This is a genomic window from Candidatus Nitrosotalea okcheonensis, assembly GCF_900177045.1.
GTDB lineage: Archaea > Thermoproteota > Nitrososphaeria > Nitrososphaerales > Nitrosopumilaceae > Nitrosotalea > Nitrosotalea okcheonensis.
Genome location: NZ_LT841358.1, coordinates 643,299 through 669,079, shown reverse-complemented (window position 1 = coordinate 669,079; position 25,781 = coordinate 643,299). Strand labels below are relative to the sequence as shown.

General features: G+C 38.4%; 34 protein-coding genes. 15 read left to right on the top strand and 19 right to left on the bottom strand.

The window, feature by feature from the left end; all coding sequences use genetic code 11:
- Positions 1–4 precede the first annotated feature (4 nt).
- The 5 genes from BQ3481_RS04025 to BQ3481_RS04005 all read right to left on the bottom strand — a co-directional run bounded on the left by BQ3481_RS04025 (position 5) and on the right by BQ3481_RS04005 (position 2,461).
- Complete coding sequence (locus BQ3481_RS04025; RefSeq protein ID WP_157927094.1) at positions 5–295, bottom strand: hypothetical protein; 291 nt, start codon at positions 293–295, stop codon at positions 5–7.
- Positions 296–321: 26 nt separating this feature from the next.
- Complete coding sequence (locus BQ3481_RS04020) at positions 322–495, bottom strand: hypothetical protein (protein WP_157927093.1); 174 nt, start codon at positions 493–495, stop codon at positions 322–324.
- A 38-nt stretch (positions 496–533) separates the two neighbouring features.
- Complete coding sequence (locus BQ3481_RS04015) at positions 534–1,634, bottom strand: OBG GTPase family GTP-binding protein (protein ID WP_157928464.1); 1,101 nt, start codon at positions 1,632–1,634, stop codon at positions 534–536.
- A gap of 61 nt (positions 1,635–1,695) precedes the next feature.
- Positions 1,696–2,184 carry a YqaA family protein gene (locus BQ3481_RS04010; RefSeq protein ID WP_157927092.1) on the bottom strand — a complete coding sequence of 163 codons (489 nt, stop codon included), beginning with the start codon at positions 2,182–2,184 and terminating at the stop codon, positions 1,696–1,698.
- Positions 2,185–2,227: 43 nt separating this feature from the next.
- Entirely contained in the window at positions 2,228–2,461 is a 234-nt protein-coding gene (locus BQ3481_RS04005) for an RNA repair domain-containing protein (protein WP_157927091.1), read from the bottom strand.
- A gap of 66 nt (positions 2,462–2,527) precedes the next feature.
- Between BQ3481_RS04005 and BQ3481_RS04000 the strand changes: the two genes are divergently transcribed.
- From BQ3481_RS04000 to BQ3481_RS03970, 7 genes are all read left to right on the top strand, one after another.
- Positions 2,528–3,223: a phosphoglycolate phosphatase gene (locus BQ3481_RS04000; RefSeq protein WP_157927090.1), complete on the top strand. Its 696-nt coding sequence runs from the start codon at positions 2,528–2,530 to the stop codon at positions 3,221–3,223.
- A gap of 7 nt (positions 3,224–3,230) precedes the next feature.
- Complete coding sequence (locus BQ3481_RS03995; protein WP_157927089.1) at positions 3,231–5,111, top strand: arginine--tRNA ligase; 1,881 nt, start codon at positions 3,231–3,233, stop codon at positions 5,109–5,111.
- Between the two features lie 7 nt (positions 5,112–5,118).
- Complete coding sequence (locus BQ3481_RS03990) at positions 5,119–5,292, top strand: hypothetical protein (protein WP_157927088.1); 174 nt, start codon at positions 5,119–5,121, stop codon at positions 5,290–5,292.
- A gap of 67 nt (positions 5,293–5,359) precedes the next feature.
- Positions 5,360–6,238, top strand: coding sequence for a tRNA (adenine-N1)-methyltransferase (locus tag BQ3481_RS03985; RefSeq protein ID WP_157927087.1), 879 nt, complete (start codon positions 5,360–5,362; stop codon positions 6,236–6,238).
- Between the two features lie 5 nt (positions 6,239–6,243).
- Positions 6,244–7,107, top strand: coding sequence for an NAD(P)H-hydrate dehydratase (locus BQ3481_RS03980; RefSeq protein WP_157927086.1), 864 nt, complete (start codon positions 6,244–6,246; stop codon positions 7,105–7,107).
- Between the two features lie 3 nt (positions 7,108–7,110).
- Positions 7,111–8,457: a M20/M25/M40 family metallo-hydrolase gene (locus BQ3481_RS03975; RefSeq protein WP_157927085.1), complete on the top strand. Its 1,347-nt coding sequence runs from the start codon at positions 7,111–7,113 to the stop codon at positions 8,455–8,457.
- A 134-nt stretch (positions 8,458–8,591) separates the two neighbouring features.
- The gene (locus BQ3481_RS03970; protein ID WP_157928463.1) at positions 8,592–9,170 is read left to right on the top strand and encodes an Ntn hydrolase family protein; all 579 of its coding nucleotides are present in this window, start codon (positions 8,592–8,594) and stop codon (positions 9,168–9,170) included.
- Here BQ3481_RS03970 and BQ3481_RS03965 read toward each other — a convergent pair whose 3' ends face one another.
- Together BQ3481_RS03965 and BQ3481_RS03960 are read right to left on the bottom strand one after the other, a co-directional pair.
- Positions 9,171–9,647, bottom strand: coding sequence for a PUA domain-containing protein (locus BQ3481_RS03965; protein WP_157927084.1), 477 nt, complete (start codon positions 9,645–9,647; stop codon positions 9,171–9,173).
- Positions 9,634–10,653, bottom strand: a complete 1,020-nt coding sequence (locus BQ3481_RS03960; protein ID WP_157927083.1) for a homoserine dehydrogenase — start codon at positions 10,651–10,653, stop codon at positions 9,634–9,636. The genes BQ3481_RS03965 and BQ3481_RS03960 overlap by 14 nt, the downstream gene beginning before the upstream one ends.
- Positions 10,654–10,736: 83 nt before the next feature.
- Here BQ3481_RS03960 and BQ3481_RS03955 point away from each other — a divergent pair, with 83 nt between their 5' ends.
- On the top strand, positions 10,737–11,384 hold the full coding sequence (locus BQ3481_RS03955) for a hypothetical protein (RefSeq protein WP_157927082.1): 648 nt from the start codon (positions 10,737–10,739) through the stop codon (positions 11,382–11,384).
- Between the two features lie 70 nt (positions 11,385–11,454).
- Positions 11,455–12,213: a sulfite exporter TauE/SafE family protein gene (locus BQ3481_RS03950; RefSeq protein WP_157928462.1), complete on the top strand. Its 759-nt coding sequence runs from the start codon at positions 11,455–11,457 to the stop codon at positions 12,211–12,213.
- On the opposite strand, the gene BQ3481_RS03945 is transcribed toward BQ3481_RS03950, so the two are convergent.
- Together BQ3481_RS03945 and BQ3481_RS03940 are read right to left on the bottom strand one after the other, a co-directional pair.
- Positions 12,182–12,646: a hotdog family protein gene (locus BQ3481_RS03945; protein WP_157927081.1), complete on the bottom strand. Its 465-nt coding sequence runs from the start codon at positions 12,644–12,646 to the stop codon at positions 12,182–12,184. The genes BQ3481_RS03950 and BQ3481_RS03945 overlap by 32 nt on opposite strands.
- Positions 12,646–14,433: an SDR family NAD(P)-dependent oxidoreductase gene (locus BQ3481_RS03940; RefSeq protein WP_157927080.1), complete on the bottom strand. Its 1,788-nt coding sequence runs from the start codon at positions 14,431–14,433 to the stop codon at positions 12,646–12,648. The genes BQ3481_RS03945 and BQ3481_RS03940 overlap by 1 nt, the downstream gene beginning before the upstream one ends.
- 140 nt (positions 14,434–14,573) lie before the next feature.
- Here BQ3481_RS03940 and BQ3481_RS03935 point away from each other — a divergent pair, with 140 nt between their 5' ends.
- Both BQ3481_RS03935 and BQ3481_RS03930 read left to right on the top strand, forming a co-directional pair.
- Positions 14,574–14,810: a hypothetical protein gene (locus BQ3481_RS03935; RefSeq protein ID WP_157927079.1), complete on the top strand. Its 237-nt coding sequence runs from the start codon at positions 14,574–14,576 to the stop codon at positions 14,808–14,810.
- A 3-nt stretch (positions 14,811–14,813) separates the two neighbouring features.
- The gene (locus BQ3481_RS03930) at positions 14,814–15,188 is read left to right on the top strand and encodes a hypothetical protein (RefSeq protein WP_157927078.1); all 375 of its coding nucleotides are present in this window, start codon (positions 14,814–14,816) and stop codon (positions 15,186–15,188) included.
- Here BQ3481_RS03930 and endA read toward each other — a convergent pair whose 3' ends face one another.
- From endA to BQ3481_RS03910, 4 genes are all read right to left on the bottom strand, one after another.
- Positions 15,189–15,722 carry a tRNA-intron lyase gene (endA, locus tag BQ3481_RS03925; RefSeq protein WP_157927077.1) on the bottom strand — a complete coding sequence of 178 codons (534 nt, stop codon included), beginning with the start codon at positions 15,720–15,722 and terminating at the stop codon, positions 15,189–15,191. It lies immediately after the preceding gene.
- A gap of 71 nt (positions 15,723–15,793) precedes the next feature.
- Entirely contained in the window at positions 15,794–16,450 is a 657-nt protein-coding gene (locus BQ3481_RS03920) for a DUF47 domain-containing protein (protein ID WP_157927076.1), read from the bottom strand.
- A gap of 76 nt (positions 16,451–16,526) precedes the next feature.
- Positions 16,527–18,287 carry an ATP-dependent DNA ligase gene (locus BQ3481_RS03915; RefSeq protein ID WP_157927075.1) on the bottom strand — a complete coding sequence of 587 codons (1,761 nt, stop codon included), beginning with the start codon at positions 18,285–18,287 and terminating at the stop codon, positions 16,527–16,529.
- Between the two features lie 38 nt (positions 18,288–18,325).
- The gene (locus BQ3481_RS03910; protein WP_157927074.1) at positions 18,326–18,613 is read right to left on the bottom strand and encodes a hypothetical protein; all 288 of its coding nucleotides are present in this window, start codon (positions 18,611–18,613) and stop codon (positions 18,326–18,328) included.
- A gap of 81 nt (positions 18,614–18,694) precedes the next feature.
- On the opposite strand from BQ3481_RS03910, the gene BQ3481_RS03905 reads away from it, so the two are divergent.
- Positions 18,695–19,006: a MarR family transcriptional regulator gene (locus BQ3481_RS03905; RefSeq protein ID WP_157927073.1), complete on the top strand. Its 312-nt coding sequence runs from the start codon at positions 18,695–18,697 to the stop codon at positions 19,004–19,006.
- Here the strand turns inward: BQ3481_RS03905 and BQ3481_RS03900 are convergent.
- Positions 18,991–19,377 carry a cyclophilin-like fold protein gene (locus BQ3481_RS03900; protein WP_157927072.1) on the bottom strand — a complete coding sequence of 129 codons (387 nt, stop codon included), beginning with the start codon at positions 19,375–19,377 and terminating at the stop codon, positions 18,991–18,993. The genes BQ3481_RS03905 and BQ3481_RS03900 overlap by 16 nt on opposite strands.
- Positions 19,378–19,428: 51 nt before the next feature.
- Here BQ3481_RS03900 and BQ3481_RS03895 point away from each other — a divergent pair, with 51 nt between their 5' ends.
- Both BQ3481_RS03895 and BQ3481_RS03890 read left to right on the top strand, forming a co-directional pair.
- The gene (locus BQ3481_RS03895) at positions 19,429–19,935 is read left to right on the top strand and encodes a DNA-directed RNA polymerase subunit K (RefSeq protein WP_157927071.1); all 507 of its coding nucleotides are present in this window, start codon (positions 19,429–19,431) and stop codon (positions 19,933–19,935) included.
- 58 nt (positions 19,936–19,993) lie between these two features.
- Positions 19,994–20,299: a DNA-binding protein gene (locus BQ3481_RS03890; protein WP_157927070.1), complete on the top strand. Its 306-nt coding sequence runs from the start codon at positions 19,994–19,996 to the stop codon at positions 20,297–20,299.
- Here BQ3481_RS03890 and BQ3481_RS03885 read toward each other — a convergent pair.
- On the bottom strand, positions 20,296–20,712 hold the full coding sequence (locus BQ3481_RS03885) for a transcriptional regulator (protein WP_157927069.1): 417 nt from the start codon (positions 20,710–20,712) through the stop codon (positions 20,296–20,298). The genes BQ3481_RS03890 and BQ3481_RS03885 overlap by 4 nt on opposite strands.
- An 84-nt stretch (positions 20,713–20,796) precedes the next feature.
- On the opposite strand from BQ3481_RS03885, the gene BQ3481_RS03880 reads away from it, so the two are divergent.
- On the top strand, positions 20,797–21,744 hold the full coding sequence (locus tag BQ3481_RS03880; RefSeq protein WP_157927068.1) for an asparagine synthase-related protein: 948 nt from the start codon (positions 20,797–20,799) through the stop codon (positions 21,742–21,744).
- Here BQ3481_RS03880 and BQ3481_RS03875 read toward each other — a convergent pair.
- The 4 genes from BQ3481_RS03875 to BQ3481_RS03860 form a co-directional block, all read right to left on the bottom strand.
- On the bottom strand, positions 21,737–21,883 hold the full coding sequence (locus tag BQ3481_RS03875; RefSeq protein ID WP_157927067.1) for a YHS domain-containing protein: 147 nt from the start codon (positions 21,881–21,883) through the stop codon (positions 21,737–21,739). The two genes, BQ3481_RS03880 and BQ3481_RS03875, sit on opposite strands and share 8 nt — an antisense overlap.
- A gap of 356 nt (positions 21,884–22,239) precedes the next feature.
- The gene (locus tag BQ3481_RS03870) at positions 22,240–22,626 is read right to left on the bottom strand and encodes a hypothetical protein (protein WP_157927066.1); all 387 of its coding nucleotides are present in this window, start codon (positions 22,624–22,626) and stop codon (positions 22,240–22,242) included.
- A gap of 301 nt (positions 22,627–22,927) precedes the next feature.
- On the bottom strand, positions 22,928–24,487 hold the full coding sequence (locus tag BQ3481_RS03865) for a pyridoxal-phosphate dependent enzyme (protein WP_157927065.1): 1,560 nt from the start codon (positions 24,485–24,487) through the stop codon (positions 22,928–22,930).
- Positions 24,488–24,660: 173 nt separating this feature from the next.
- Positions 24,661–25,761, bottom strand: coding sequence for an aldo/keto reductase (locus BQ3481_RS03860; protein WP_157927064.1), 1,101 nt, complete (start codon positions 25,759–25,761; stop codon positions 24,661–24,663).
- Positions 25,762–25,781 lie beyond the last annotated feature (20 nt).

Here is a 25,781-nt window from a genome sequence, read left to right as displayed (position 1 = left end):
AATATTACAGATTATCGCTTACTGGAAGCGATAATCTGTTTAAAATTTTATCTTCGTCTTTTTGAAGCTGTTCGCTTTGCAGCTGATCTTCTCTTTGGAGCACTTCGCTTAGGAGCAGATCTTCTCTTTGGAGCGGATCGCTTTGCAGCTGATCTTCTCTTTGCAGCTGATCTTTTTTTAACAGCTCGTGTTGATCGTTTTGCCATTGCACAATTGTTGAATTTACTAGTTTTTCTATTGTAGCACTTAAGAAAGTTACACTAAATGATGAGTAATTAGACACAATTTTTTTCATAAAAAACTAATTTTTTGATCAAAAATTTAGTAAACTGATTCTGCAGATGGTCTTCTTCCTTGTAACCATGATGTCTGACCACACTCTGTACATTTGTATTGTCTTCTTCTCTTGTATGTTGCCATGTTTGGCATGAAAATAATTTCTTGTTTTGTTTTGGAAAAACATTTCTTACACCATCTGTATTCGTTTTCTTCCATGATGTCAAAAGATGCTTATGGCACAAAAGAGTTTTTTGCTATTTTGCTTTGATTATTGTGAGTACATCTTCGTCTTGTAAAACATGATTTATGCTGACTCGCTGCCCACCAAACTTTACACTCTTTCCCCACACAAGTGCATATCTGAAATCTTTTTTGAGATCACGATGAAGCTTGTTGCATATGTCCAGTACGGTAGAATTATTTCTTGTTATCAACGGTTCCTTGTAATCTGTCTCACCGCCTTTTGGTCTCATATAAATTCTGATAAAGTCTAGTTTCTCAAATATGGTATCTTTTAGCGCAGTTATGTTGATGTCAGAGTCTGCAGAAATCGGAACAAATTTTGACTTTGATTTTTCCTGTAATTCGTTTACAAAACCCTGGTTCACAAGATCAATCTTGTTCATTATTGTGAGAGATTGGACGTAAAACTTGTTGCCCGAAATAAAGTCTGTTATCTGGTCAGCATCAACATCCTCTCGAATCAAGACTCTACCATTATTCATACCGTACAGCCTAAGTATGTCCTTCAGTAAACTAATTGACATCTTTGTAAGTGGGACCTGCTGACTGACTGCGATTCCACCATCCCCTGTTTTTTCAATTACGATATCTGGGGGCTTCTGGTCAAGTCTAATTCCGATGTTTCCAAGCTCTGTCCTTATAACATCTTCATGATATGGTTGAAACACATCCAGAATTATCAACACAAGATCTGCACTTTTTGCAACTGCTAGAACTCTTTTTCCAAGGCCCTTGCCAGTTGATGCACCCTTGATGATTCCAGGCAAGTCCAAGATCTGAATCTTGGCACCCCTATGCTCCATCATTCCGGGAACTACTGTTGTTGTTGTAAACTGGAATGCACCAACCGCTGATTTTGCACCGGTCAACCTGTTGAGCAACGTTGATTTTCCAACACTTGGTAACCCAATGAACACCACCGTTGCATCACCTGTTCTTTTAACATCAAAGCCTGCAGAGCTTCCACTCGATCTTGATTTTACATCCTCTTGTTCTCTTTTAAGCTTGGCAAGCTTTGCCTTGAGAAGACCGACGTGATGTTCCGTAGCCTTGTTTATCTGTGTCTTTGACATCTCGTCTTTAATGGCCTGGATTTTTTCTGGAATTCCCATCTTCAGAATTAACACTATTCTGCTGAATAAAATCTTACTACTGGTGTTTACACGTGATTTTTTATGTCTTGATGTATTGCAGAAACATATTGCCGAAATAAACCATGGCAAATGCACTAGCTACTCTTGCAATACTCATTGATATGAAAAATTTTTTGAAACTATATTTTTTCACTCCTGCAATTACCGTCACAATCTCTGTCAATATTGGAACCAAACTAAGAGCGAAGATTATACTCCATCCATACTTGCTTAGCCATATGACACTCTTTTGTTGCTGCTCTTCTCTGTGAGTCCTTTTCAAAATCTTGTAAACCTTGCCGCCGTCATACCCAATGTAATATGTCAGAATTCCACCTATTACGGAACCAGATGACATTATGATGAACACCATTGCTTCACTTTGACCGTTCAGAAGCAAGGCAGTTGATGTGACTACGATTGGAAATGGCACTATTGAAGCAAAAACTGCATTGAGAAAAAGACCAGTCAATCCATATTTCACAAAAAACGGATTCTCAAGTATGGGCTTTAGAAAATCAATTAACACAAATTAGAACAAAATCTACCCACTAATAGCACTACCTGATTTTTTAAAATGATTTTGAGATCTTGCATGTTTTTGAATACAAAATACTGTTTTTCTTTTTGATATATGCAATTCTTGTTGCGGGGATAATCTCAAAGTTTTCAGACCGTTTTAAAAATTCTTCAAGTGTTACCTCTTTTGTTGTACCACGATCAATGTATCCTACAATATATGATTGAGGTTTGTCATTGTATATGGCCTTGCTGAAAATCTCGGCAACTATGCCTTTTCTTGCCACGCTTATTTTATGGGACTGAACTATTTTAGATAGCAGTTATTATGACCCATATCATACGTGATTTTGATGAAACCAAAGATATTTGCAATAGATATTGATGGCACCATTACTGACAACAAGGGAGGAAGAGTTGATCTTGACGCACTTGGTGCATTACGATATCTTGTAAAACTTGGACACAAAGTAATCTATGTGACTGGAAGATCTTCTATCGAGGCTTATGTGTTATCAATATTTGGCGGAACCACAAGAATCGCGGTAGGTGAAAATGGTGGTATTATAACTTCAGGACCTAATGAACACAAGTTAATTGGCAACAAACAAAAGTGCTTAGACGCATTCGAATTTCTTAAAACAAAAATTCCTGAAGCAATAGAAAAGCCAGTCTTTCCAAGAATGACTGAGGTGGTGCTTGAAAGAAACTTTGATGTGAATATTGGAAAGAAACTTTTTGCTGACAATGACCTTGGCGTAACTCTTACCGATAGTCAATATGCATACCACATAAATTCCAAGGGTGTAGACAAGGCAAATGGATTTGTTGAAGTAATGAATATGTTTTCTGCAAGAAAAGAAGATGTAATTGCAATAGGGGACAGCGAGACTGATGTACCGCTCTTCAAGTTGGCAGGAACAAGTGTAGCACTTGGAAATGCTCCAAAAAATGTCCAGTCTCAAGCAACCTTGTCTGTTCTAGGACATCAGGGTGATGGCATGATTGAGGCATTAGAGGCAGTACAACTACAATTGTTGGTAGAATGATGATTACATGACGCTACGATTAGTCTATGATGAAATTAGGTTCGGTGTAAAACAAGCCTGTCATAAACTTGGCTATCCAGAAATAGAATTTGATGTATCAGAGGCGTCAAGGCCAGAGTTCGGAGATGTGAGTTGTAATGTTGGGTTTTTGCTTGCAAAGACACTAAAGAAAAGACCACTTGATATATCCCAATCACTTGCAGAAGAATACAAAAAAAATCTTGGCGAATATGTTTCCGAAGTCTCTGCGCATGCATCTGGATATCTAAATTTTGTTGCAAACTACTCATTACTTGTGCCACAGGTAGTTCATTCATCACTTCAAGCTAATTATGGCTCAATTAATCTTGGAAAAAATTCCAAAATGGTAATAGAGCATACAAGTGTAAATCCCAACAAGGCTTTACATGTTGGACATATCAGAAATATAATAATTGGTGATACGGTTGCCAGAATTTTACACAAGGCATCATATGATGTCAGCGTTCTAAATTACGTAGACGATTCAGGACTGCAGGTAGCAGATATTATTGTTGGTTTCAAGTATGGTGGATATTCTGATACTCCGCCAGATGATCAAAAATTTGATCACTATTGCGGTGATATAGTCTATGTAAAAACCACTGAAAGATATGAAACAGACAAGGCTTTTGCAGATCTGCGTTCACATGTGCTGCAAGAACTTGAAGAGGAAACATCGGATCTTGCAAAGTTTGGAGACGAGATAACAAGACGCGTCCTTGAAGAACAGCTCAAAACATGCTGGCGCCTTGGTGCTACATATGACTGTCTCAACTTTGAATCGCAGATAGTCCATTCTAAATTGTGGCAAGTTGCATTTGAAAAGATGAAATCAATGGGAATAACAGAGCTAGAACAAGAAGGAAAAAATGCTGGATGCTGGGTCATAAAAGCAGAATCGGAAGATGACAAGGTCTTGGTTCGAAGCAATGGAACTGCCACATACGTTGCAAAAGATATACCATATGCTGCATGGAAACTTGGAATTTTAGCAGACCCATTTTATTACAAACATTATGCAATCCAGAAAACAGGGCGTGTCTTGTGGCAGACAACGCTTGACTCAAAGCAGGCCACGATGCATTTTACAGGAGATCGTGCAATTACAGTCATTGATTCCAGGCAGTCAAGGCTTCAAAACATCATAACAAAGATAATGTCTGATTTCAAATCGAAACCTGATTCGTATATTCACTTGGGATATGAATCAGTCACCCTCAGTCCTGATACTGCCAAGACACTTGATCTTGATACTGGAGGAAAATCAGTGCAAATGTCTGGTAGGAAGGGAATCTATGTCAGTGCAGACTATGTACTTGACATTTTGAGTGGACGAACATTTGATGAGACAAAGAAGAGAAATTCTGAACTTGATGAAATGAGTCTTGTAAAAATATCAGAGCAGGTGGCAATCGGTGCATTGCGTTATGCTATGATAAAGCAAGATCTTGACAAGATAATTACATTTGATCTGACAGAATCACTCAGCTTGGAGGGTGACACGGGACCATACATCCAATACGCACATGCTCGTGCAATGAGAATCTTGGAAAAATATGGGAAGAGCCCGAATTTTGGGGCAAGCCTTGGTGATATTAACACTGTATATGAGAAAGACCTGATCAAAATCATTGGCAAGTTTGATCTTCATGTAGAAGATGCTGCAAAGAATCTCTCACCTAAGATAATTGCCAAGTATTGCTACCACCTTGCAGTATCTTTCAATACTTTCTATGAACATGTCAAGGTGTTGACTGCAGATTCTGAAGATGTCATAAATGCAAGACTTTGTCTAGTCTACTCTTTCAAGGAGACGCTTGCAAAAGCATTACAGCTTTTAGGGATTGACGCACCAGAAAGGATGTGAGATGTATTTGCCTCCAAAAAAAGCAATAATTCCAGTCATATTTGCAGCAATCGGTCTTGTCTCCACAACACTGGGAATGTTTACAGTTCACAAAGAACTGGTTTGGACTGGGGTGGGATTATGGGTGGCATCTATTGTATCTGGAAAGATGCTTAAAAGAAAACCAAAGACAGACAAATAAAATCTAGCCAAGTGAAAGAAAATTTCCAGGGTCAAGATATTTATCCACAGTTGATCAGGTTGAATTGTTGAAGAAAATAAAGCAAAACGACAATGTGTTATTTTTTTATAATGATAGTAAAAAATGGCTTATGAGGGTTACACCAAAACAAAAATTCCATACACATGTTGGAATCATAGACCACAAGAAAGTGATAGGAAAACCATTTGGAAGTGCACTTAAGACAAACAAGGGTAAAATAATTTTTGCACTCGAGCCTACTATCTATGATTATGTAATGAAGAGCCAACGCAGTACGCAGATAGTGTATCCAAAAGACTTGGGATATATTGCAGCACGAATAGGGTTGCAGAGCGGAAACAAAATAGTGGAGATTGGAACTGGAAGCGGTTCATTTACAACTTTTCTTGCAAGCATTGTAAAGCCAAAGGGTCATGTTTACACCTATGATGTAGACGAAAACTTTATGGCAATCGCACGAAAAAATATCGAAAAGGCAGGAGTTTCAAAATATGTCACCATGACAAAACTTGACCTCAAGACTGCAAAAAAAATGCCTCAAAAGGATGCAGATGTGGTAATAGTTGATCTTGGTGATCCGTGGGTGGTTGTTCCTCAAGCAAGAAAGATGCTCAAGGGAAGCGGTGCATTTGTTGCTATATGTCCTACTATGAATCAACTTGAAAAACTTGCGGCTGCATTGCGACAAAATGATTTCTTTGATATTGAATGTACTGAACAAATTGTAAGAACCATCGAGGCAAGAGATGGTAAAACAAGACACTCGTTTAGGGCAATAGGGCATACAACATATGTTGCATTTGCACGGAAGGTTATCACACCTGCTAGCTTGCGCAAAGTATTGATGCCGGTAGAGCAACCAGAGACTGAATCTGAGGAAGTTGATTCCTCTGAAGACGAAAGTTTATCATCTCTCAAAAAATAAAATGATTGTTGAAAGAAATTCTCCAATCGCAAGTTGTTAAAAATTTCATACCTACACGTAAGGCTATGTCAAGAAAAGGGGACAATGGCAAAGTACTAGTCATTGGTGGGAATTATCTTTATCACGGCGCTCCAATTCTGTCGTCTATTGCAGCACTGCGTACAGGATCTGATTTAGTGTATACTTGTGTGCCAAAGATCAATGTAATGGCAACACGTGCATTCTCCCCGAATCTGATTGTTGTACCACTGGTTGATGTAAAACTGACGCGTGGTTCTGTCCAGAAACTGCTTGGAATAATCCCAAAAAATCTTGATTCTGCTACAATAGGAATGGGTCTTGGGATACAAGACCGGGAGGCACTAAAGATTCTAGTACATTCTCTTCTTGACAGGGCAGTTGGATTATCCCTTGACGCAAGCTCACTTGTGCCAGAAATTCTTCCCGAGATTAAAGACAAGAAGGTAATTGTTACTCCTCATACCGGAGAATTTCAAAGGCTGTTTGGTGAACTGCCTCCTACTGCAATAAAACAACGCACTGGGATGGTTGAAAAACATGCAAAAGAAAACGGTGTGACAATATTGCTCAAGGGACCGACAGATATTGTTTCTGATGGTAAGCAAACATACTTGAATCCAAAAAACATTGCGGCAATGACTGTGGGTGGAACAGGCGATGTATTGTCGGGCGTTGTAGCGGCGATGCTTGCCAAAAATAAAAATCCTGTACAGGCAGCGTCTGCAGCGGTGTTTGTAAATGGAAAAGCAGGATATCTGGCTCAAAAAAAATATGGATTGCACATTATGGCAACTGATCTGCTGGATTTTATACCGTATTCTATGAAACCGTTTGATAGAGTGAAATAACTCATGCAAGAAAATTACGTTGACAAGAATTTTTCAAGCCTTATTTCGGATCTGCAGAAATTAATCCAGCAACCAAGTGTTTCTGCAAAAAATGTGGGACTAGAAGAATGTTCGAGACTGATTGTTCAGATGATGAGAAAGTCTGGAATACGTGCTGAGATACTCTATGTCAAAAAGGGTGTTCCGCCTGCAATATATGGAGAAGTCACGTCAAGACAAAATCCCGACAAGACTCTGTTGTTCTATAACCACTATGATGTACAACCTGAAGAGCCAGTTGAGCTATGGGATGACAAGCCGTTTAGTGGGAAAATAAAAGGAAACAAGATATTTGGCAGAGGCTCAGCTGATGACAAGGGAGAGTTAATCACAAGAATAAAAGCAGTTGAATCGTTTCTGAAAACAACAGGCGATGTACCATGCAACATCAAATTTTTCATTGAGGGGGAAGAAGAGATTGGAAGCGTACACATTGAAGATTATTTAAAAAAATACAAAGAAAAATTATCATGTGATGCAGTAATATGGGAGTTTGGCTATGTTGATGAACAAGACAGACCGATAATTAGTCTTGGGATGAAAGGATTACTTTACGTCGAGTTGTCAAAAACAGAGTCAATTCGTGATGCTCACTCAAGTCTTGCAGTGATAATAGAAAATCCTGCATGGCGGCTTGTTGGAGCATTGAAGACACTTCGTGATGATGATGGGAGAATATTGATAAAAGACTGGTACAAGGAGGTTGACAAGTTTACGCAAGAGGATATTAAAATAATTGCATCAGAGCCATTTGATGAACATTCGTTTAAAAAAGAATATGGGATAACAAAATTTGTCGGGAACAAAAAAGGGATAGCAATAAAAAAAGCTCTAGTGGGAGAACCAACATGCAATATTGCAGGATTTGCATCGGGTTATGACGGACCTGGTGCAAAAACAGTTCTACCATCAAAGGCTCTAGTAAAAATTGATTTTAGACTTGTTCCTAAAATGAATCCGAAAAAGCAACTTCTACGTCTGAAAAACCATCTACGACAAAATGGGTTTGGGGACATTCAAGTTACACTAATTCACGGCGAGGCAGCAGCTAGGACCGCAATATCTGATCCCTTTGTAGGTGCTGTAAAAAAGGCAGCAGATGCATCATTTGGAAGATCTATTCTTAGCGTCTCGTCTGCAGGAACAGGGCCTATGTTCTCGTTTGTCAAGTTTCTCCGCTCTCCGTGTATTGCAATAGGGAGCACCTACATATTTTCTAGGATCCACTCTCCAAATGAATTTGCAAGAATTGACTTGCTCAAAAAAACAACTAAATGCATGTGCAAAATAATTCGAAATTTTGCATCATAGTAGATTTTTTTACAAGATCATTTTTGAATAAGAAATCTGGGGATCTCTTGTCTCTGACCTGCTGATCTATGGTTAACTGCACAGAAAGGCCTTTATTGTGCTCATTTTGCAATTCAGACATGGCTTACATGTACATGCCAGGTGCTACTGCGGTGGGTATTGCATATGATGGCGGTGTTGTCATGGCAAGTGAAAGAAGGATCTCTTATGGCAATTTTGTCGTAAGCAAGAATACTAAAAAAACATTCAAAATTACTGATTTTGTTGGTGCATGCTGTGCTGGAATGGTTGCAGATATGCAAGTTTTAGCAATGCAAATGAGAGCAATGACAAAGATACGAAAGATGGAGATTAAACGCGAAATTCCGCCAAACTCTGTAGCTAAGATGATGTCTACTTTGATGTATGAACGACGTTACTATCCTCTTCTGACTCAAGTCATAGTTGGGGGAGTTGATGGCGACGCAGTAATCTATACACTGGACCCATTAGGCTCTGTTTTACCTGATGATTATGCTTCGGTCGGTACAGGTGCAGAGATGGCACTTGGAGTCTTAGATCAAGAGTTCAAACCAAAGATGAATGAAAAGGATGCAGTAAACTTGGCAGTAAAATCGATCAAGTCTGCAATAATGAGGGATAATGCAAGTGGTGACGGAATTGATGTACTTGTTGTCGATAAAAACGGTACAAGAGAATTCACAGCAAACTAGTTATTTTTTGATAATCTTTGCAGCTTCCCAATACTTGTCAGAAATGTAATGCAAATTCTTTACAACCTCGCCTTTTGTTATGTTTGACATTTCAGCACTTGACATCAAGGCTTTTCCAACTGCAAGAAATTTGTTGTGTACTTCGTCAACTACGCAGATAATGTCATCTTTTTGAAAATCTGTAAATTTTTTAATTCCCGGACGCATTACGTTTGCTCCGTTGCAAACAAACTTGATTGCACCTGCATCCACAATTGCTTTTGGAAATTTCTCCAATAATGCAGTCTCTGAAAGAAACGGAAGATAAGAGTCTCCAATTTGTATTGATGTTATGTTATCTCCTGTTATCAGGTGTGTATTATCATCAATCTCGTGCAATATCAATGTCTTTGATTTTGAAAGTTCGATGTGCCATTGTTTGGTCATCTTGTCAATGATTACTGAAATGTCACTCTTTGAAAGATTATGCGATTTCAATTCTTGACATTTCCTGTTTAATATCTAACAAATCTCTTAAAATTGAACTGGCGGTCTCAATGCCTCCTGCGCCACGACCAGTTATTGTCTGCTGGCCAGAATGCTCCGAGTTGAACGTTATGGCATTAAGGGTTCCGTTGACACACATAGGGTCATCAAGTGCTATCTCTCTTGGTGATACAACTAGGTCTCTATTGCACGATGCAATCAGTTTTATTGCACAATTATGTGCTGCCGCTTTTTTTACATCACCTGTTGTAACATCCCTAATGCCTGTTCTTTCGATGTCCTTTATTGTAACTTTCATATCCATTATCCAGTTGGCAAGTATGACGAGTTTGGCAGCAGCATCAAAACCGTCTATATCTAATGACTCATCTGCCTCAACATATCCTTTTTTCTTGGCATCTGCAAGTGCTGCCTTGAATGTAAGACCTGCTGCCATGTTTGTCAGGATGTAGTTTGTGGTACCATTTAGTATTCCTTGAAATGAAATTATTCTTTCTCCACGCAAACTATTCTTTGCATAATCCAATATTGGAGTTCCTCCTCCTACGGTTCCGCTGAATTTTAACTGGACCTGATTATATGTTGCAAGTTCAATCAGCGATGGAAATGCAAGTGCGAGCGGTCCCTTGTTTACTGTAATTACATGAAGTCCTTTTTTCATGGCACTTACAATATGTGACATGCCGGGCTCTGCATCTTTATAGTTACTCGGAGTGGTTTCTATAAGAACTTCCGCATCCATGCCGTTTATCATGTCAAGGCCATTTGCGTCTCTTTCCTTATTGTGATATTTTCGTATGTTTCCATATTTTTTCTTCATCTCTAACAGCCTGTTCAAATCAAGTCCAGCTGAAGATGCTGCAGAACCCTTTGAGTCAAAGACACCTACTATTCTTGGTTTCAATCCGTGTTTTGCATACAAGTCCTCGGATCTAGAAAGCAAAAGTTTTGCAAAACTTTGTCCCACTACTCCAAAACCAGATAATATTATTCTCAATATTTTCAAGACACATTTTGGCATTAATTAAGATTGACGAATTCTGAGATTGCTTTATTAAAGCATTGAAGAAAAACTATCGTGTGATCCCAAAAAAGTATCTTTATGCAGCAATATCTGGCATAGTTATAATTGCAATCGTTGTAGTCATTCAACTTGTTCCTCAAATGGCAAGTCCAAATGCTACTTCAAACCAAGTTGCATTTCTTGATTTCACATATGATGAGGAAAACTCTGATCTAAAATCTACTCTGGCATTACATCATATCAACATGACAAATCCCATCACGTTGAGCAGTGCAGCTGATATTAAACAATATTGTAATTTCATCACAGATCCAAAAAAACAAGCACTTGTCACACATTGTACATCTACAGTACTCAAAGACAAACAGGGAAATCTTGGTGACATTGATATGGTTGGTTCACCTAATGTTCCAGGGCTTGTAGTTGTGGCACTCCAGTTAGATCCTACCATGAGTGACTATGTTGCTGTCAAGACTGTATTCGGGGTTGTGCTAAACAGTACTGTTTGCCAATGCTGGGACAAGGAGAATCCTGGTGGGTATTCAACTCTTTCTGACATGATGGACGCATTACGAAACTTCCACGTAAATGGGAAACAACCGGATAGTACTACGCATACTGTACCTCTTGGAAACAAGCATTTTGAAATTGAGCTTTCTACAACTAAGGGTGGATATCTCTGGAAGCTTTTAGTTGCCAAGTAATTAATTCACCTTGGTTTACGAAGGTTGACGTGACTCTTTAATCTGGGGAAAATAGGTTTTGGTATTATCATTGCTTGAATATCTGTGGCTCTTACCACTTGGTTTTGTAGCTGGTGTCATAGGATCCATGGTAGGACTAGGAGGCGGATTTGTAATGGTTCCAGTACTGACATTTTTCGGGTTCTCATCAACACTTGCTGCAAGCGATAGTCTCTTTGCAGCATTCAGCAACTCGGTGGCATCAACTGTCTCATATGCTAAACAAAAAAGAATTTCATACTCGCTTGGAATAAAGCTTGCACTCTTTGCAATTCCTGGAACAGTACTCGGGGCATACATATCCGATGATGTATCATCTCAATTGTTCAAATTACTGTTTGGGGCTGTGCTGGTGTCATCAGGTGTGTATATTTACCTGAGAAGAAAAATGGAACCAAGAGAATACAACCTATCAAAGCAGATTGTGGTTCTTGCAGTCGGTGCAAGTTTTTTTGCAGGTATAATCTCCAGCTTGTTTGGAATTGGAGGAGGTACTGTATTTGTACCATTGATGGTGATTGCAATTGGATTATCCATGAAACTTGCTGCACCTACGTCACAATTCATCTTGATGTTTGTGGCAGCCTCTGGCATGCTAGTACACTCTGCGCTTGGTCATCCAAATTACTATGAGGCCGGAATACTCTCAATTGGCTCATTTGTAGGAGGGCTTGTAGGGAGTAGGTTATCTACACGTGTTGATGAACGAAAACTTCGCCTGTTTGTCATAGTTGTACTTGGTATCACTGCAGCTAAACTCATAATTGACTCGCTGACAAGTCCTTCTTGATTTGATATAGGTTTCTTTTTGAAATTACTATTACTTTTCCTTCTCCATCTTTTCCCTCGAAATCTACTCCTATCAAGCCAAACTCATCATTGATTTCACGTTTTTCAGAAATTACAAATTTTATCTTTAATTTATCATCAGTATGGAGAGGTTTCAGAAATCTAGTCTGCCTGTTATTCCAGTTTTGGTCCCCGTCAATTCCATAAAAAATTAGGAGATTGCCGTACATCTCTTCGAGTCTTGTAAACTCTCCTTCCATTTTTGAGAGTATGGCTCGACCTGACACCATCTTTTTTTCCTTGCCTGATTTAGTGTCTTCATAAATAATATTTTTAATTCCTGAAAACAAAAGATATGCATCAAGTTCTGCCAAAGATATGGAGCATTCCGAATAAAATTCGTCACCAATATTCAGATCTGCAAATTTTTTCATCAAGATCTTGTTTCGTCTGGATAGTAAATAATCTCTGCATTGTTTACTGATTTTCCGGACGTAAGATAACTAATTGCTTTCATGATGTTGTCATTGCTGGATTCTGTACCATCTACGCTTCCTGGAAGCACTAGGTATATCCGAAGTCTTGATTTTAGTACGTCGCTGAGCTCTTGGTTCACAGTTGTTGCAAATGGTCTAAGTGCACCCCTGAATACCTCCACTCTTGCTCTGTCTACTCCTGTTGTCTTACTGCCTGCTGGCATGTCTGGTCCTATGATTATCATGTTTCCTTCCTTGCCCTTGAAAAGCGGCGGATTTTTTGCTCCTCCTGGAACAAAGATGCCAAGTGATTCCTGCATGAAAATAGCTGGAGTGTTTATGAATTTATCAACCAGGCCATCCCAGTCTTTTCTTGACAAGTCCACTAGATTACCGATTTGAGGAACTTTGCCTGTCATGTAGATCACATTGCCAATTGGTCCGACCTTTTGTGTTGCAGTGTTTAGCATTCTCTTTACGTTTTCTTGGCTTGTAATGTCCATCACATGAGAATGAAATTTTGCCAGCCTTTCTTCTGCGATCTTGGGACTTGTTTTTGAAATCAGTATCACTGTCTTTCCTCCAGCATCCTCTATTTTTTCAGCCAAATGTTTGGCTCTTATTACATCTGATTCATCAGTTGCATCCAGTGCAAATACTGTAATTTTAGAACCAAAATCTGGCTGTACATCTGGTATGGAACATGCAATGTGTGGCTTGACTGGATAAAATACGCGGTCGCCAGGTATCACCTTGCCATTTAGAATATGTGATATGTTGTCATCACTAAGCATCAGAACTGTTTCTGCAACTTGCTGCTGTGTCAAAAACTGTTCATCAGCAATCATTTTGCTTGTGTTGTTCTGGACTTTTTCTGCAATCTGCTGTATCTTTGCTAGTAGTGCAGAAATGGTACTGACAAGTTTTTTTATGTCTGATTCTGCTGTGATTGATTTTAATTTCGCAAGTTTATCTGCCGCCTGTGAAATTCCATTTTTTACTGTTTTTTCATCTTCTCCAAGCAATGGAAGTATGTCATTGTTTACGGACTCGACTTCTTCTGGTGTGAGGTTTTCAAAACCGCTTACTCTCATAAATTCTGCCGCTGCTTTTGGATATACTGTTTTGTAAATCCTGTCAGAATGGACGGGTCCTGGATTTGTTGCAATTGATATAATTTTTTTGTCAGTAATTTCCCATGACATTGCCTCAGCAAGCCTATTCTTTGCTCCTTGTGATGCAGTGTATGGACTTCTAAACCTGTATGGCCTTTGTTCGTATGGGCGCTCTTCTGTAAAGAATGTGGATATTGTAACTATCTTGGAACCTGGTTTCATTGTCTTGATTGCCTGAGATGATGTCCAAAATGTACCTGTGAGATGAATTCCCACTGTGCTCTTAAATTCTGAGATTGGGGCATTTGCAAAACAAGTGACAGGTCCTGAGACTCCTGCATTGTTTACAACTATATCCACTGCACCATGTGATTTTTTGAGATCTTCGAACATCTTTGAGACTCCATCCTCGTCACTTACATCAACACCTGGGAAAATTTTTACAAATGAGTTACTCTTTACTGAAGAAATTATGCGTTCTAGTTCTTTTGCTGTCTCTTCTAAAGGCTCTCTCCTTCTCCCCAATATGACAATGTTTGCACCGTTTTCAGCAAATTTTATGGCTATTGCTTTTCCTATGCCGGTTCCACTTCCTGTAATTACTATGATCTTATTTTGAAATTTTAGCATGGATGTCTACTTGGATGATTCTGTACTATTTATTCGATTATGCTTGTGATGGTATGACAATTAGAAAATATGTTTGGATCTAGTGGTTCTACAAAAGATCATACAGACATATTTATTTGTGGGCTGGATGGAACACCCTTATGCATGATTCGGAATCTGACACTTTTCAACCAGTAAACAAAAATGTAGAGTTTTCACAAGCCTTGAAACAAATTGGCGTTGACGCTGAAGCAAAAGAAATCGACACGGATGAAGTAGAAAAAGAAAGTTGTTATTCGAAATATTTCAGCAGTACGTCTTCCATGGTAACAAACCTTGGAACAATTGCACTCAAGGGTTCTAACATTGATGTAGTACAAATAATTCAAAAAGGTTAACAAATGACACAAGATCTCAATCCAATTTCATGGGGTGCTCAAGATAGATATCAAGCACACTTTATTGTAAAATCTCACCGTAATATTGCAGAAGATGATTTTCTTGCTAGGTCAAAGTTGCAGACAAAGGGACACTTTGCATCAAAGAGAGTTACTGGAGTCACATGGGTTGGGGGCTCTCTTGCAGATATCCTGAATGCTGATGACACTCTTCATAACATGATGATAAAATTGTCATACGCTGATGCACATATTGTTGTAGAGCCAACAAAAGCTGGGATACGAATTTACGGCAAATGGATGGATGGTAGTAATTTTTCAATGACAAAGGACCTGTTTGCAGTCTATGACAGGATTGCCCTTAATATAAGAAAATAGTCAGGCTCTCCACCAGTCCAAAGCTAAACAGTCCATTTTGTCGCCCTTTGGAATTGCAAAGATGAATTGTTTTCTCACTGTTGTTGCAAGTCTTCCAGCTAGAACTATGCTGGTCGCAGATATGGTATCCGTAGAATTGTATACTTGAAGCAAGTATGGGGCATGATCAATTCCAGGTCCCTTTTGGTATACTGCAAAATCACATCCAAACTTGATGCCGGGATTTACAATGTATCCCTTGTCACGAAAATCTTTGTAGACCGCATATTTTTTATCAAAATTGTGATATTCTTTCCTGCAAATATCTAGGAGATCTTTCTGTAATACTAGTTTTCTTGACTGATATACCTTGATCTTTGATTTTTCCTGTAAATAATATCCTTCAATCAAGTCCAAGATGAGCGGTACATTGATCTCATCAGGTTTTGGCTTTGCCATGCCGATTGGTTTTCCATAATATCCCTCGACAAAAAGTGCTTTAGAATCAGTAATGTTCCAAACTATTATTCTATTTTCAAGCAAATCGCCTTTCATGGAATTTCTTATTTTAACAATTGATTTTAGTGTTTACAATGTCAAAAAAAGGAAAAAGAATATCTTGAATTTTATAGGCTCAGAGCAAGTAAAATGAATGAATCTGACACTTGCAGTACCTTGTCCGACATTTCCTCTATTCCCTCTACCACATCTTTGAGTAAAAGCAGTTCTTTGGTTGTAGCAGTCTCATCAAGAACTCTGATGCTTAATGCTCTGTACTTGTCATCCACTTGTCTCTCTATCTTTTGTGCCTCGTGAGCCAAGTCAATTGCTACTGTGCTATTGTTGCTTGCAAGGGCTCGGATTATCTCATTTATCTTGTGAATCTGGTCTACTGCTAGCTCAACTAGTTCAGTAAGATCCTTGTCAAGTTTCTCCTTTTTGAGTGTGGCTGCCTTGATGTTTGAGAGTTTAAAGGCAATACCTGTGATGTAACCAGCAATTTCATCCATCGCATATGCTGAGTTCAGAAGGTTCTCACGGTTCATCATGAGACCTCCAACATCTGAAATTTCTCTAGTTATCTTTCTACGAAGAGCCTCTACTTCATCTTCAGTATTTTTTATTCTCTCCAGTAGTTGTTTTATTTCAGATTTGTCAGCCTTGATTATCAAACCTGGCAGAATTGATAGATCTCTGACTGCGTTGAGAATTCTGTTTATCTCGTCTTGTAAAACGGCCAAGGCCTTTCTCTTTGCCTGAACTTCAAGTTCTCCGCTATACATCTAGAGATTTTAGACTAGGTCTGCGGCTAATAATCCTTGCGTAAATCAGACTGGTGAAGAAAAATTTTTCACTATCTTATTTTTCATCTTGTACAACGCGTTTTTGACTGTTGTATAAAGTTACTATTTCATCAATATTGGTTGCATTCTCTGATGTTTTTTCAAATCTTATCTTTCCTGTGAACTTGGGGAATCTGAGTGCAAGTCCACTGCCTTTTCTTATCTTATCCATGGCAACTTTGTGAATTGGACTCAGTGTTATCTCTGACGCCACAATTTCTATTACAACTTCAGGCTCGAACCAGACATCTGCCTCCAGACCACTCTCAATTCTTGGATCCTTTCTGATTGTAATTTTATCTGAAAGAATCTGGTAGAACTGGTCAAGGCTGTCGTCCGTAAACCCAGTACCCACCTTACAGATACTGGGGAATGTATCTGATTTGTCATCATATGCAGACAAGAGTAGAGCTCCATATCTCCCAGTTCTTCTTCCTCTGCCATAAAATGCTCCCACTATTACCAGGTCAATACTATCCCCGAGCTCATTTCTGTACTCTCGTTTGAGCTTGAGCCAGTTGCTTGCTCTCGCACCTGCGCGATATGGGGAATTCAACTGTTTTAGCATTATCCCCTCACATCCTGCATTGATTGCATTTTCCAAACTGTCTTCTACCTCACTATCTGTCTTTACAAATACCATTGGCATTATTTTTGCAAAAGAGTCTTCTATTACATTTTTTTCTAATAGTTTTCTTCTTTGAACATATGGTAAGTCCAAACAACTTTTTTTATCCATTGATAAAACATCGAAAAAATTTACAGTGATGGGATACTCTTGAACAGCTTGGGCAATCTTGTATTTACGTCTTCGATGCATCAATTCTTGAAATGGTAGGAACTCGCCTGTATCATCATTCATTGCAACAACTTCGGCCTCCAGTATTACCTCGTCTGGCTTTAACACCTTACCAATATTTTCTACAATATCTGGATAGTAGTTTGTGATGTTTTCAAGGCTACGCGAGTATAATACAATTTTTTCTTCTTGTCTGTGGATCTGAACTCTTTCTCCGTCAAGCTTGTATTCTGATACAAATTCAGTACCCATTTTTTCACGGGCCTCTTGTGGACTCTTTACTCTTTCCGCAAGCATTGGACGAATAGGACTGAATATTGTGACCTGAAAATCTTTTAGAGACTCTAAACCATTTTCTGCAACTGACTTGGCTACCTTTCCCAAGTCACTGCAAACATTGTATGCATGCTCTAATGCTGGCCTATTTTCTTTGGATCCTGTGTATGCAACAGCTAATGCGTCAAGTATGGTATAGTCTGCAATGCCGAGCCTGAGATTTGAAGTTATTATCTTTGCAATAAACCCGCCTTCTATTGGGGTTGCATCATTTAGCAAGCTTGAGATATACTTCATCTTCATGTCCTGTGATCTTGCTCCTTTTAGCTCTGCAATTTTGTATAATGTATCATATACTCGTTCAACTGTAATGTTTTGACTCAGAAACGTTGTCTGGGTTTTTTGCTCAAGTATCTTTGAGGCAACCTGGCCAAAATCTCCCGTATCTCTATATTCGTCTTCTATTTTTTTAACTGATATGCCTGATGATTTTGATAGTGCCTTGATTGCAATTTTTTCCGCAATACCAATCTCTACTCCTTCGTGGTCAGGCCTTAGTTTTCCCTGTAAAAGATAGATGACTTTTGATATTATGTCAGACGGTGTAATCTTAAACAAGTCCACCAAATGCTGTGTCAACTCTAATCTTTTGGTTGTATTTTCCATGTAACCTAGAGTGTCTGCAATAAGAGAAAATTTCATCTGGGAATTCTCACAATATACAGGATGATGACATAAAGTTATTTCTTGTGTAAGTGTGCCTGGATTTTTAATTTGATTTCAGTAGACCGTTTGGATATTATTACATGAAAGTCGGAATATTCTTCAGAATCCAAGAACCTCTTATTTCTTTTCAAGAAGCCGTCAAAGAATACGCCGCCTATGTGTCCTACGTAAAGACCTGTGGCAAAATCTTCCATGTTTGTAATTGGCCATGTCTTTGCCTCTGATATTACCATTGTTGGATAATCCAGGGCATATGTTATCACGTCATTTAGATTCTTTTCTTCTATAACATCCAAACCCATGGTACAAAGCACTTTTTTCTAGTATTTAGAATTTCTCAAATTTTTTGTTCGTTTATAAATAGGGGTGGAAAAGAATTCCACATGGGCGGCGGTAAAAAACAATCTCCGGCACAGGCAGAAAAATCACAGACTGCCGAGTCTGCAAAGAAGGAAGGTCAAAAGAAGGGAGATAGAAAAGATCAAAAGCCACGAACCAACATATCTGTAATAATTGACGAAGGACAGGCCATGAATTTCATTAAAGGTGCCAAAGTTTTCACAGTTCAGGAATTGTCTAGACAAACGAATGTCAAAATTTCTGCGGCAAATACATTCTTACAGGCTCTGTTAAAGAAAGGAGCAGTAAAAAGAGTGGGTGGATATAGCGGACACCACGTTTACGTTCCAGCTTGAGTTATTGAAAATATATCTCCGGGTTTTACATTTCTCAAAGATTCTAGGTTTGTTGTTATCTTTCCAATTAATGTCATGGGTTTTGTACCTTGCATATCCTCGATGAAGAAACAGATTGAGCCATTTGCGGCAAGGAATGTGACGTCTCCCTTTTTGAATTGCGTCCTGAGTTTTTCTCCACCTGTTTTGATGTTTGTGTCAACATATGCTATGTCACTTCCCATCATGTGGGCATTGCCCTCTATCGGAATTGATCGAGTTATACCGCCAACTGTTTTTGGGGCCAAGTGACGCTTTAGTTCTAAATTGAGAATTGCTTTACCCTTTAAAGATAGGACAAAATCAAGCTTGGAAACAGAACCTGCACTCATTTTTGAGGACAAGGATTATGAATATATAACGTTTCTTTATCCAAACTCTCAATGTCGGATGAACCTGAGGAAGTAAGTGTAGATACCGAAGAGGTTCAACCAGTAGAGGAGGAAGAACCAATTCTAGCTCCTACAGTAGTTGAAACAACCGAATCTCCCTCTGAAGAAGAGGAAGAGGTCAAGCCTGGAAAGAAAGGCAAGAAAGAACTAAGCGCAGAAGAGATTGCAGAACAAGAGAGATTGCGAAAGATAATTGATGCTCGTGAAATTATTGACATTGATCCAGTACACGAAATTATAGAATATGAAATGACGGGTAAAGGCAAGATAATGATCGGCCCGCCAACACTCACAAGATTTGAAAAAGCAAGAATACTTGGTGCAAGGGCATTACAATTGTCTCTGGGAGCACCTCCTTTCATACCTATACCAAAAGACGTTGCCACATCACTTGATCTTGCTTATGCCGAACTTGAAAAGCGTGTAATTCCTATTACAATCAGGCGAGTCTTACCAAACGGTGACTTTCAAAATATACCTATAGATCTTTTTGACTGATGGATGATTGGTCGATAAGACTTTAATAGAATGCATAAATGGTGGTGGTAGAGTTTTGTTGAGTGGTGTAGAAAAAATCCAGTTGAATGATTCTGTGCATCCAGAAGGTCATATCGTAACAATTTACCAGCAAGACATAGTTCCATGTGCACTTGATCTTCTAACTGAACTTGTAAAATACAAGATGGTCACACTTTTGGCACGTGGTCAGTCTATACCTACTGCCGTAGCAGTTGCAAATATTGTAACTGAAAACATGATGAAAGGAAATTCAAAAATTCTTGACATTGTAGTAGATAGCGAGGAAGAAAAAGATCGACCACTTGTCTCAATTATTAAAATTACAGTATTGAAAACAAACTAAAAGGAACTACCCGATCCCTTCAAGAGCATATTTTCACATTCTTTGCATACTGCTTCATCTATGTTTGATTCAAGCTTGTGGTGTATGTCACATATCAATAAACTCGACTTGATGTAGTTACAGAGTCCTATGAATTTTGAAAGGCTTGCGGGAGTATATGCCATTTTTGAGGCAAGATTGTTTGATATATCATTGATCATATCTGATACCTCTTTTACAGATAGCAATTTGTTTATGAGAATCGGATCGCCTCTTGTTCCCCTGACATAATTGCTAATAGCTGCTTGGGTTACTCCTAATAGCTTTGAAACTTCCTCTTCTCTTATCTTGTGTTCTTCTATCAGCTTTTTTGCAAGTATTGCTCTGAGTGCAGGTATTAGGGTCTTGGTTTCTATCTCTGACGGAAGAAGCATATGAAAAAATGTTGTAATAAAATATTTAAACCTAGTCATATTTTTCACGATGACTTATTTTAGAGAGTGGAAAAGATCTTTTAATTGCAAGAAATACTGCAGCAAATCAAGACACTTGTAACAAAATCTGTGCAAAACCATGAGTGTGACTCTATTGCACTCTCTGGGGGATTGGACAGTTCAATTCTTGCTTCATGTGTGGACAGGAAAACTGCAGCATTTGTACTAATTGCAAAAGATTTCACCTCGACAGATCTGGTGCATGCACAACTTGCTGCAAAACTACACGATCTAAAACTTGACATCATAACTGCTGATGTAGACTGTCTTCTTTCTGCGGCAGAGAATACTATCAAGATACTAGGGGTGTTCAATCCGATAGAAATCCGAAACAATATTGTTGTATACCTTACAATGAAGGCTGCCAAAGAGTCTGGATTCAAGTCTATGATGACCGGTGACGGGGCAGATGAACTCTTTGCAGGGTATAATTTTTTCAAAAAAATGTCTACAAAAGACTTGGAAAAAGATCTGGAACGCATCTGGGACGTAATGCATTTTCCATCAAGGGCTATATCAAAATCAATTGGAATATCACTGCATACTCCATTTTTGGATGATGATGTGTCTGAATACGCAAAAAAGATCCCTCCTGAATTCAAAGTGCATGATGAAAAGGGAACAAAATATGGAAAATGGATAATTCGCAAGGCATTTGAAAATGATCTCCCTACATCAATTGTCTGGAGGGATAAATCTGCAATGCAAGATGGTTCTGGCACAAGTGGCTTGACGTCTTTTCTTGATGGCATGATAACTGACTCTGCTTTTGCCAAAAAATCTAGGCATTATGCAGAAAAGGAACAAGTCATTTTGTCTTCAAAGGAATCATTGTACTATTATGAATTATATCGCAAGTACTTTGATGTACCACATGCCATTGCCAAATCTGATTTCAAGTGTCCTTATTGCAACTATTCACTAAAACTTGGTTCTCATTTTTGTCGCATGTGCGGAAGTTTTCCTATTTAGATTTCTTCCACTTGTTTGGTTTTCTAGTAAAAATTCTCTTACATCCATGGCAGCAAAAATAATACTTTTTACCTTCATATTCGTGAACCAGTGCGAGACTTTCATCTAACTCAATTCCACATACTGGATCAACTGGCATATTGAAACTCGTCTGATATTTGTATTTAAAACTTACATCTTAAAACCATGATCGATGATACGAGATTGGAAGATGAAATGTGAGCAATCATATTCAACAAAAAATGGACAATTGTGTTTATTCTTGTTTTAAAAGAGACCACATAAAGGGAATGGCTTTCTTAATGAAATAATGCCTACAAAACAAAGGGAATGAGTTCTGTATCTGTGCTTAAGTCACTACGCCATTACATCAAATCTTACCAATAAAATATCTAGGACTTGTACTGGTTGTGAACAAGAAAACAAATACTTGACTCTGATTCTACTCTAGATCTATTTGCTATATTTCAAATAATGATTTTGTGATAATAAATATTATATCAACTGGATTATTTTCTTTAATACCTCATTTTCAACATGTTTTGTCCATAGCATCTCTGGTATGTCTATTGCTAGAAACAACACCGACAAAAGTAGTGCCTCTGCCGCCGCAACAGCAATATTTTGTACCCATTTACCGATTCCAATGTGTATTGCAAAGTTGTTGGAATCTCCTGTAATCATAATTGTAAACGCCCTGTCTGCGGTGATTATGTCCCTAAGTATGCCTGCTTTCTTTGCCTGAATTATAATTCCTGTCGGAGAATTTGTTGTTAATTGCGTCTTGTATCCATCTGCGTCTAATGTTGTTATTATCTGCTGTGCTAATTGATTCAAATCCTTGTTCTTGTCATGAAAACTGACTATTTTTTCAGAGATCATTTAGATGATTTTCACCCTAGTGTTCAATGATGATTTCTACCGGGATCTCGTTGATAACTATATCGGAACAATGTTATCTTGATTTTTTACTTGTTAGCTGAAATGTATGTCTGAACTCCTTTTGATTTGGCAAATTTTGTTCTTGCAGAGCTTATTTCATCCAGGTTTTGACTGTGATGATAACAATGTAAGAACCACATGTACAAAAGACACATTCGTCTACTCTACAATCTAGTAGGCAATAAAAACAGAAAAGAAATGATATCACTAATGTATTTTTACAAACATTACTACGCGTTCGCTATTCTGTAGCCATGCGTATTAATTCTGGCATTTGTTTACCTTTTCCTTGAGCTAGTGCTGATATCCCCCCTGTCAAACTTTCAGTTACAATGCCTTTGTCTCCAAGTACTTTGACCGCATTCAATGAAGTGTATCCTGCCATACAAACAAGCAGTGATTTACGAGAGCCTTCCAAAGCTTTATTCAACTCTTCGGGAATTTGCTGTGTTGCTAAAAGTTTCTCCACGTCTCTTGCCTTTGGCACAAAGACCTTGTTTTTATCAACACCGATAGTTTTTGCAATTAATTCTATTCCTTCCTCACGTGGAGTATACTGGGTATGAATCCAGATTACTTTATCATAATCATCTACACTGGATATTGCCTCCTGAAGGGAAACCTGGGTACGATTCTGTTTCTTTCCAGTGTCAACCAGATTCTTTTTGTATTTTTGTACTCCATCCGCAACAATTACGACAAATCTTCCTCCAAAACCTCCAAAGTTTGTCATTTGCATCACTGCATATAGTGCAAGGGCACTGCTTTCTCCTATGTCATGGCCCTTGTCTACAAAAAACTTCAGCAAACGTTTTGCGTCATTAAAATCTACTTCATGCTGTCCTGCATATTGATCAGGCTCGTAAAACTTCAAGCCTGACGTTTTGCTTTTGGTCCTAATTCCTGCAACATCCTGATCACCAAGTGGAAATACCACATGCAGCGATTTTTTTCCATATTTTTCAGACATGTATCTACTCAAGCCACCCGATGTACCGCCAGTACCAAACGTGCAGACAATTCTAAAGTCTTCCAATGATTGTTCTTTTTCATGCAGTTGTTGGTCTATTTCTACAGCAGTAATTTTTCTATGTACGTCAACATTCATTTCATTGTCATATTGTTCTGGGCAAAAACAATCGTAGATCTTTGCAAGAAGTTTAGCTAGGTTTATGATGTCTTGTTTAACTAAAAGAGCCTGTACCTCAGTACTTGCGTTATCAAAAATAACTGGATCAAAACCAAGATCAGATAGTTGTGATCTGATGTTTGCAGCCGTTGCTTTTGCCGCTAAAATATTTGGATTATCCTTCATTCCTGGAGCAGGACAAATGTCCATGTCCAGATTTATGATGCGAATTTTTTCATTTCTTAATTCCTCAAACACTCCTTCCTGAAGCTTTCTTGAAACAAGGGCAACTACATCTAGCCCGATTTTAGATAACTGTCCGAGGGCTATCCCAAAGTTTCCAGACGTCGCTTCGAATATTGTATGTCCACTTCCAATCTTCCCTGTTACAATAGCATCATGTATTATGTTCACAGCTGGCCTTACTTTGATCGAGCCTGCTAGTAAATTAGAATCAAACTTGCCATAAACTAGTAGATCTTTGCCATCAAGATTTAGACCAAATTCTTTTTTTGCGCACTCTTTCAAATCTTTGGTAATATCAATCAGGGGCGTTGCATTGATAACCCTAATTCCATCTGTTTTTTCTAGGTGCGGAACCTTACTCAATATCTCTTTTTGAAACCGTTCTAGCAAAACACTGTTACTATCATTGTCTGTATTTGATTCCATTTTTTTCTCTTCGTGCTGTGATGAATAACAAGATCTTATAAAATATACCATATTCTTCCCAATTGTATTTAGGGTTCAAAAACAGAATGCCTATCTTGTATTTTATGAAATACTAGACTAGTTTTGAATCTATAGTTTGTTTAAGGTATGATTTTGTCCAAGCATGCTTGCAATTATGATGACAACTTTTTTACCAAATCTGAAAACTCTGTCTCGCTTAAAACTGGCGTTGCCATGAAATCAAGATTTTCTTGTACATGTTCTCGTGATTTCTGTCCTACTAGAGGAGAAATAATTCCAGGCGTAGACCTGACAAATTGCATTGCTCTGTGTGATGCTTTTGACATGTTGCCAAACTCTGGTAAAACATTTGGTGCAAGCAATTTGGCTTGCATCAGAGGAACACTCGCAAACACTCCTATGCCAAGTTGTATGCATGACTCTAGTATGGTATGCTGGTTAGAGTTCTGGTTTTTTAGAATTAAAGCTTGATCAAGATACATGTTGTATGGTAGCTGGATGAACCTGAATCCATTATCCTGTCCGCCAACTTGTTTTGCTATTTTTGTAATGTCGAAAATTGAAAGATATTGTGGATGGTTATCTGGGACTCTAAAACATTCCCACGTGGCCATTCCGTAATATCTTATCGAACCATTCTTTCTCTGGTTTTCATAAAACTCAAAAACATCTTCTAGTTTTTTTGTAAACTCTTCTTTTGAAATGTCTTGGAGTTGGCCTTCTGCAGCATTATGTATGTACATAAGGTCTATGCAATCAAGTCCAATGTTTTTCATGCTGCGATTTAACTGGTCTTGCAGGTATGGTACTGTCATACAATGATATCCCGATGAGATGTCTCCTGATTTTATCACACCTGGCTTTACAAGCGTATTTTGTATGTTGGTCCAAAAATCTTCATTAATGTCTCCATCGTTTGTAACGTACCCGTTTTTTGTGCTGATGAAGATCTCATCCCTTTTTGCTTCTCCTGATTGTATGAGTTCTGCAATTGCTTTTCCAACAGACCTCTCTGCTTTTTGTGCTCTGTAGTTAATTGCAGTGTCGATTACGTTGATACCTGATTTGACAGATGTTTTTATGGCATCTGAGACCATGTTATCCGTAGCATTGTCTGGGTTGCCAAGATATGTACCAATGCCGACAGATGATAACATGAGACCAATAAATTGCCTGAAATGATTTTTTGATACTTTTGACTGTCTTTTTGCAAAACCTGCAGTGCCTTCCGGTGTTGCAAAACCTGAAATCATGTAAACTTGGATTAGAACGT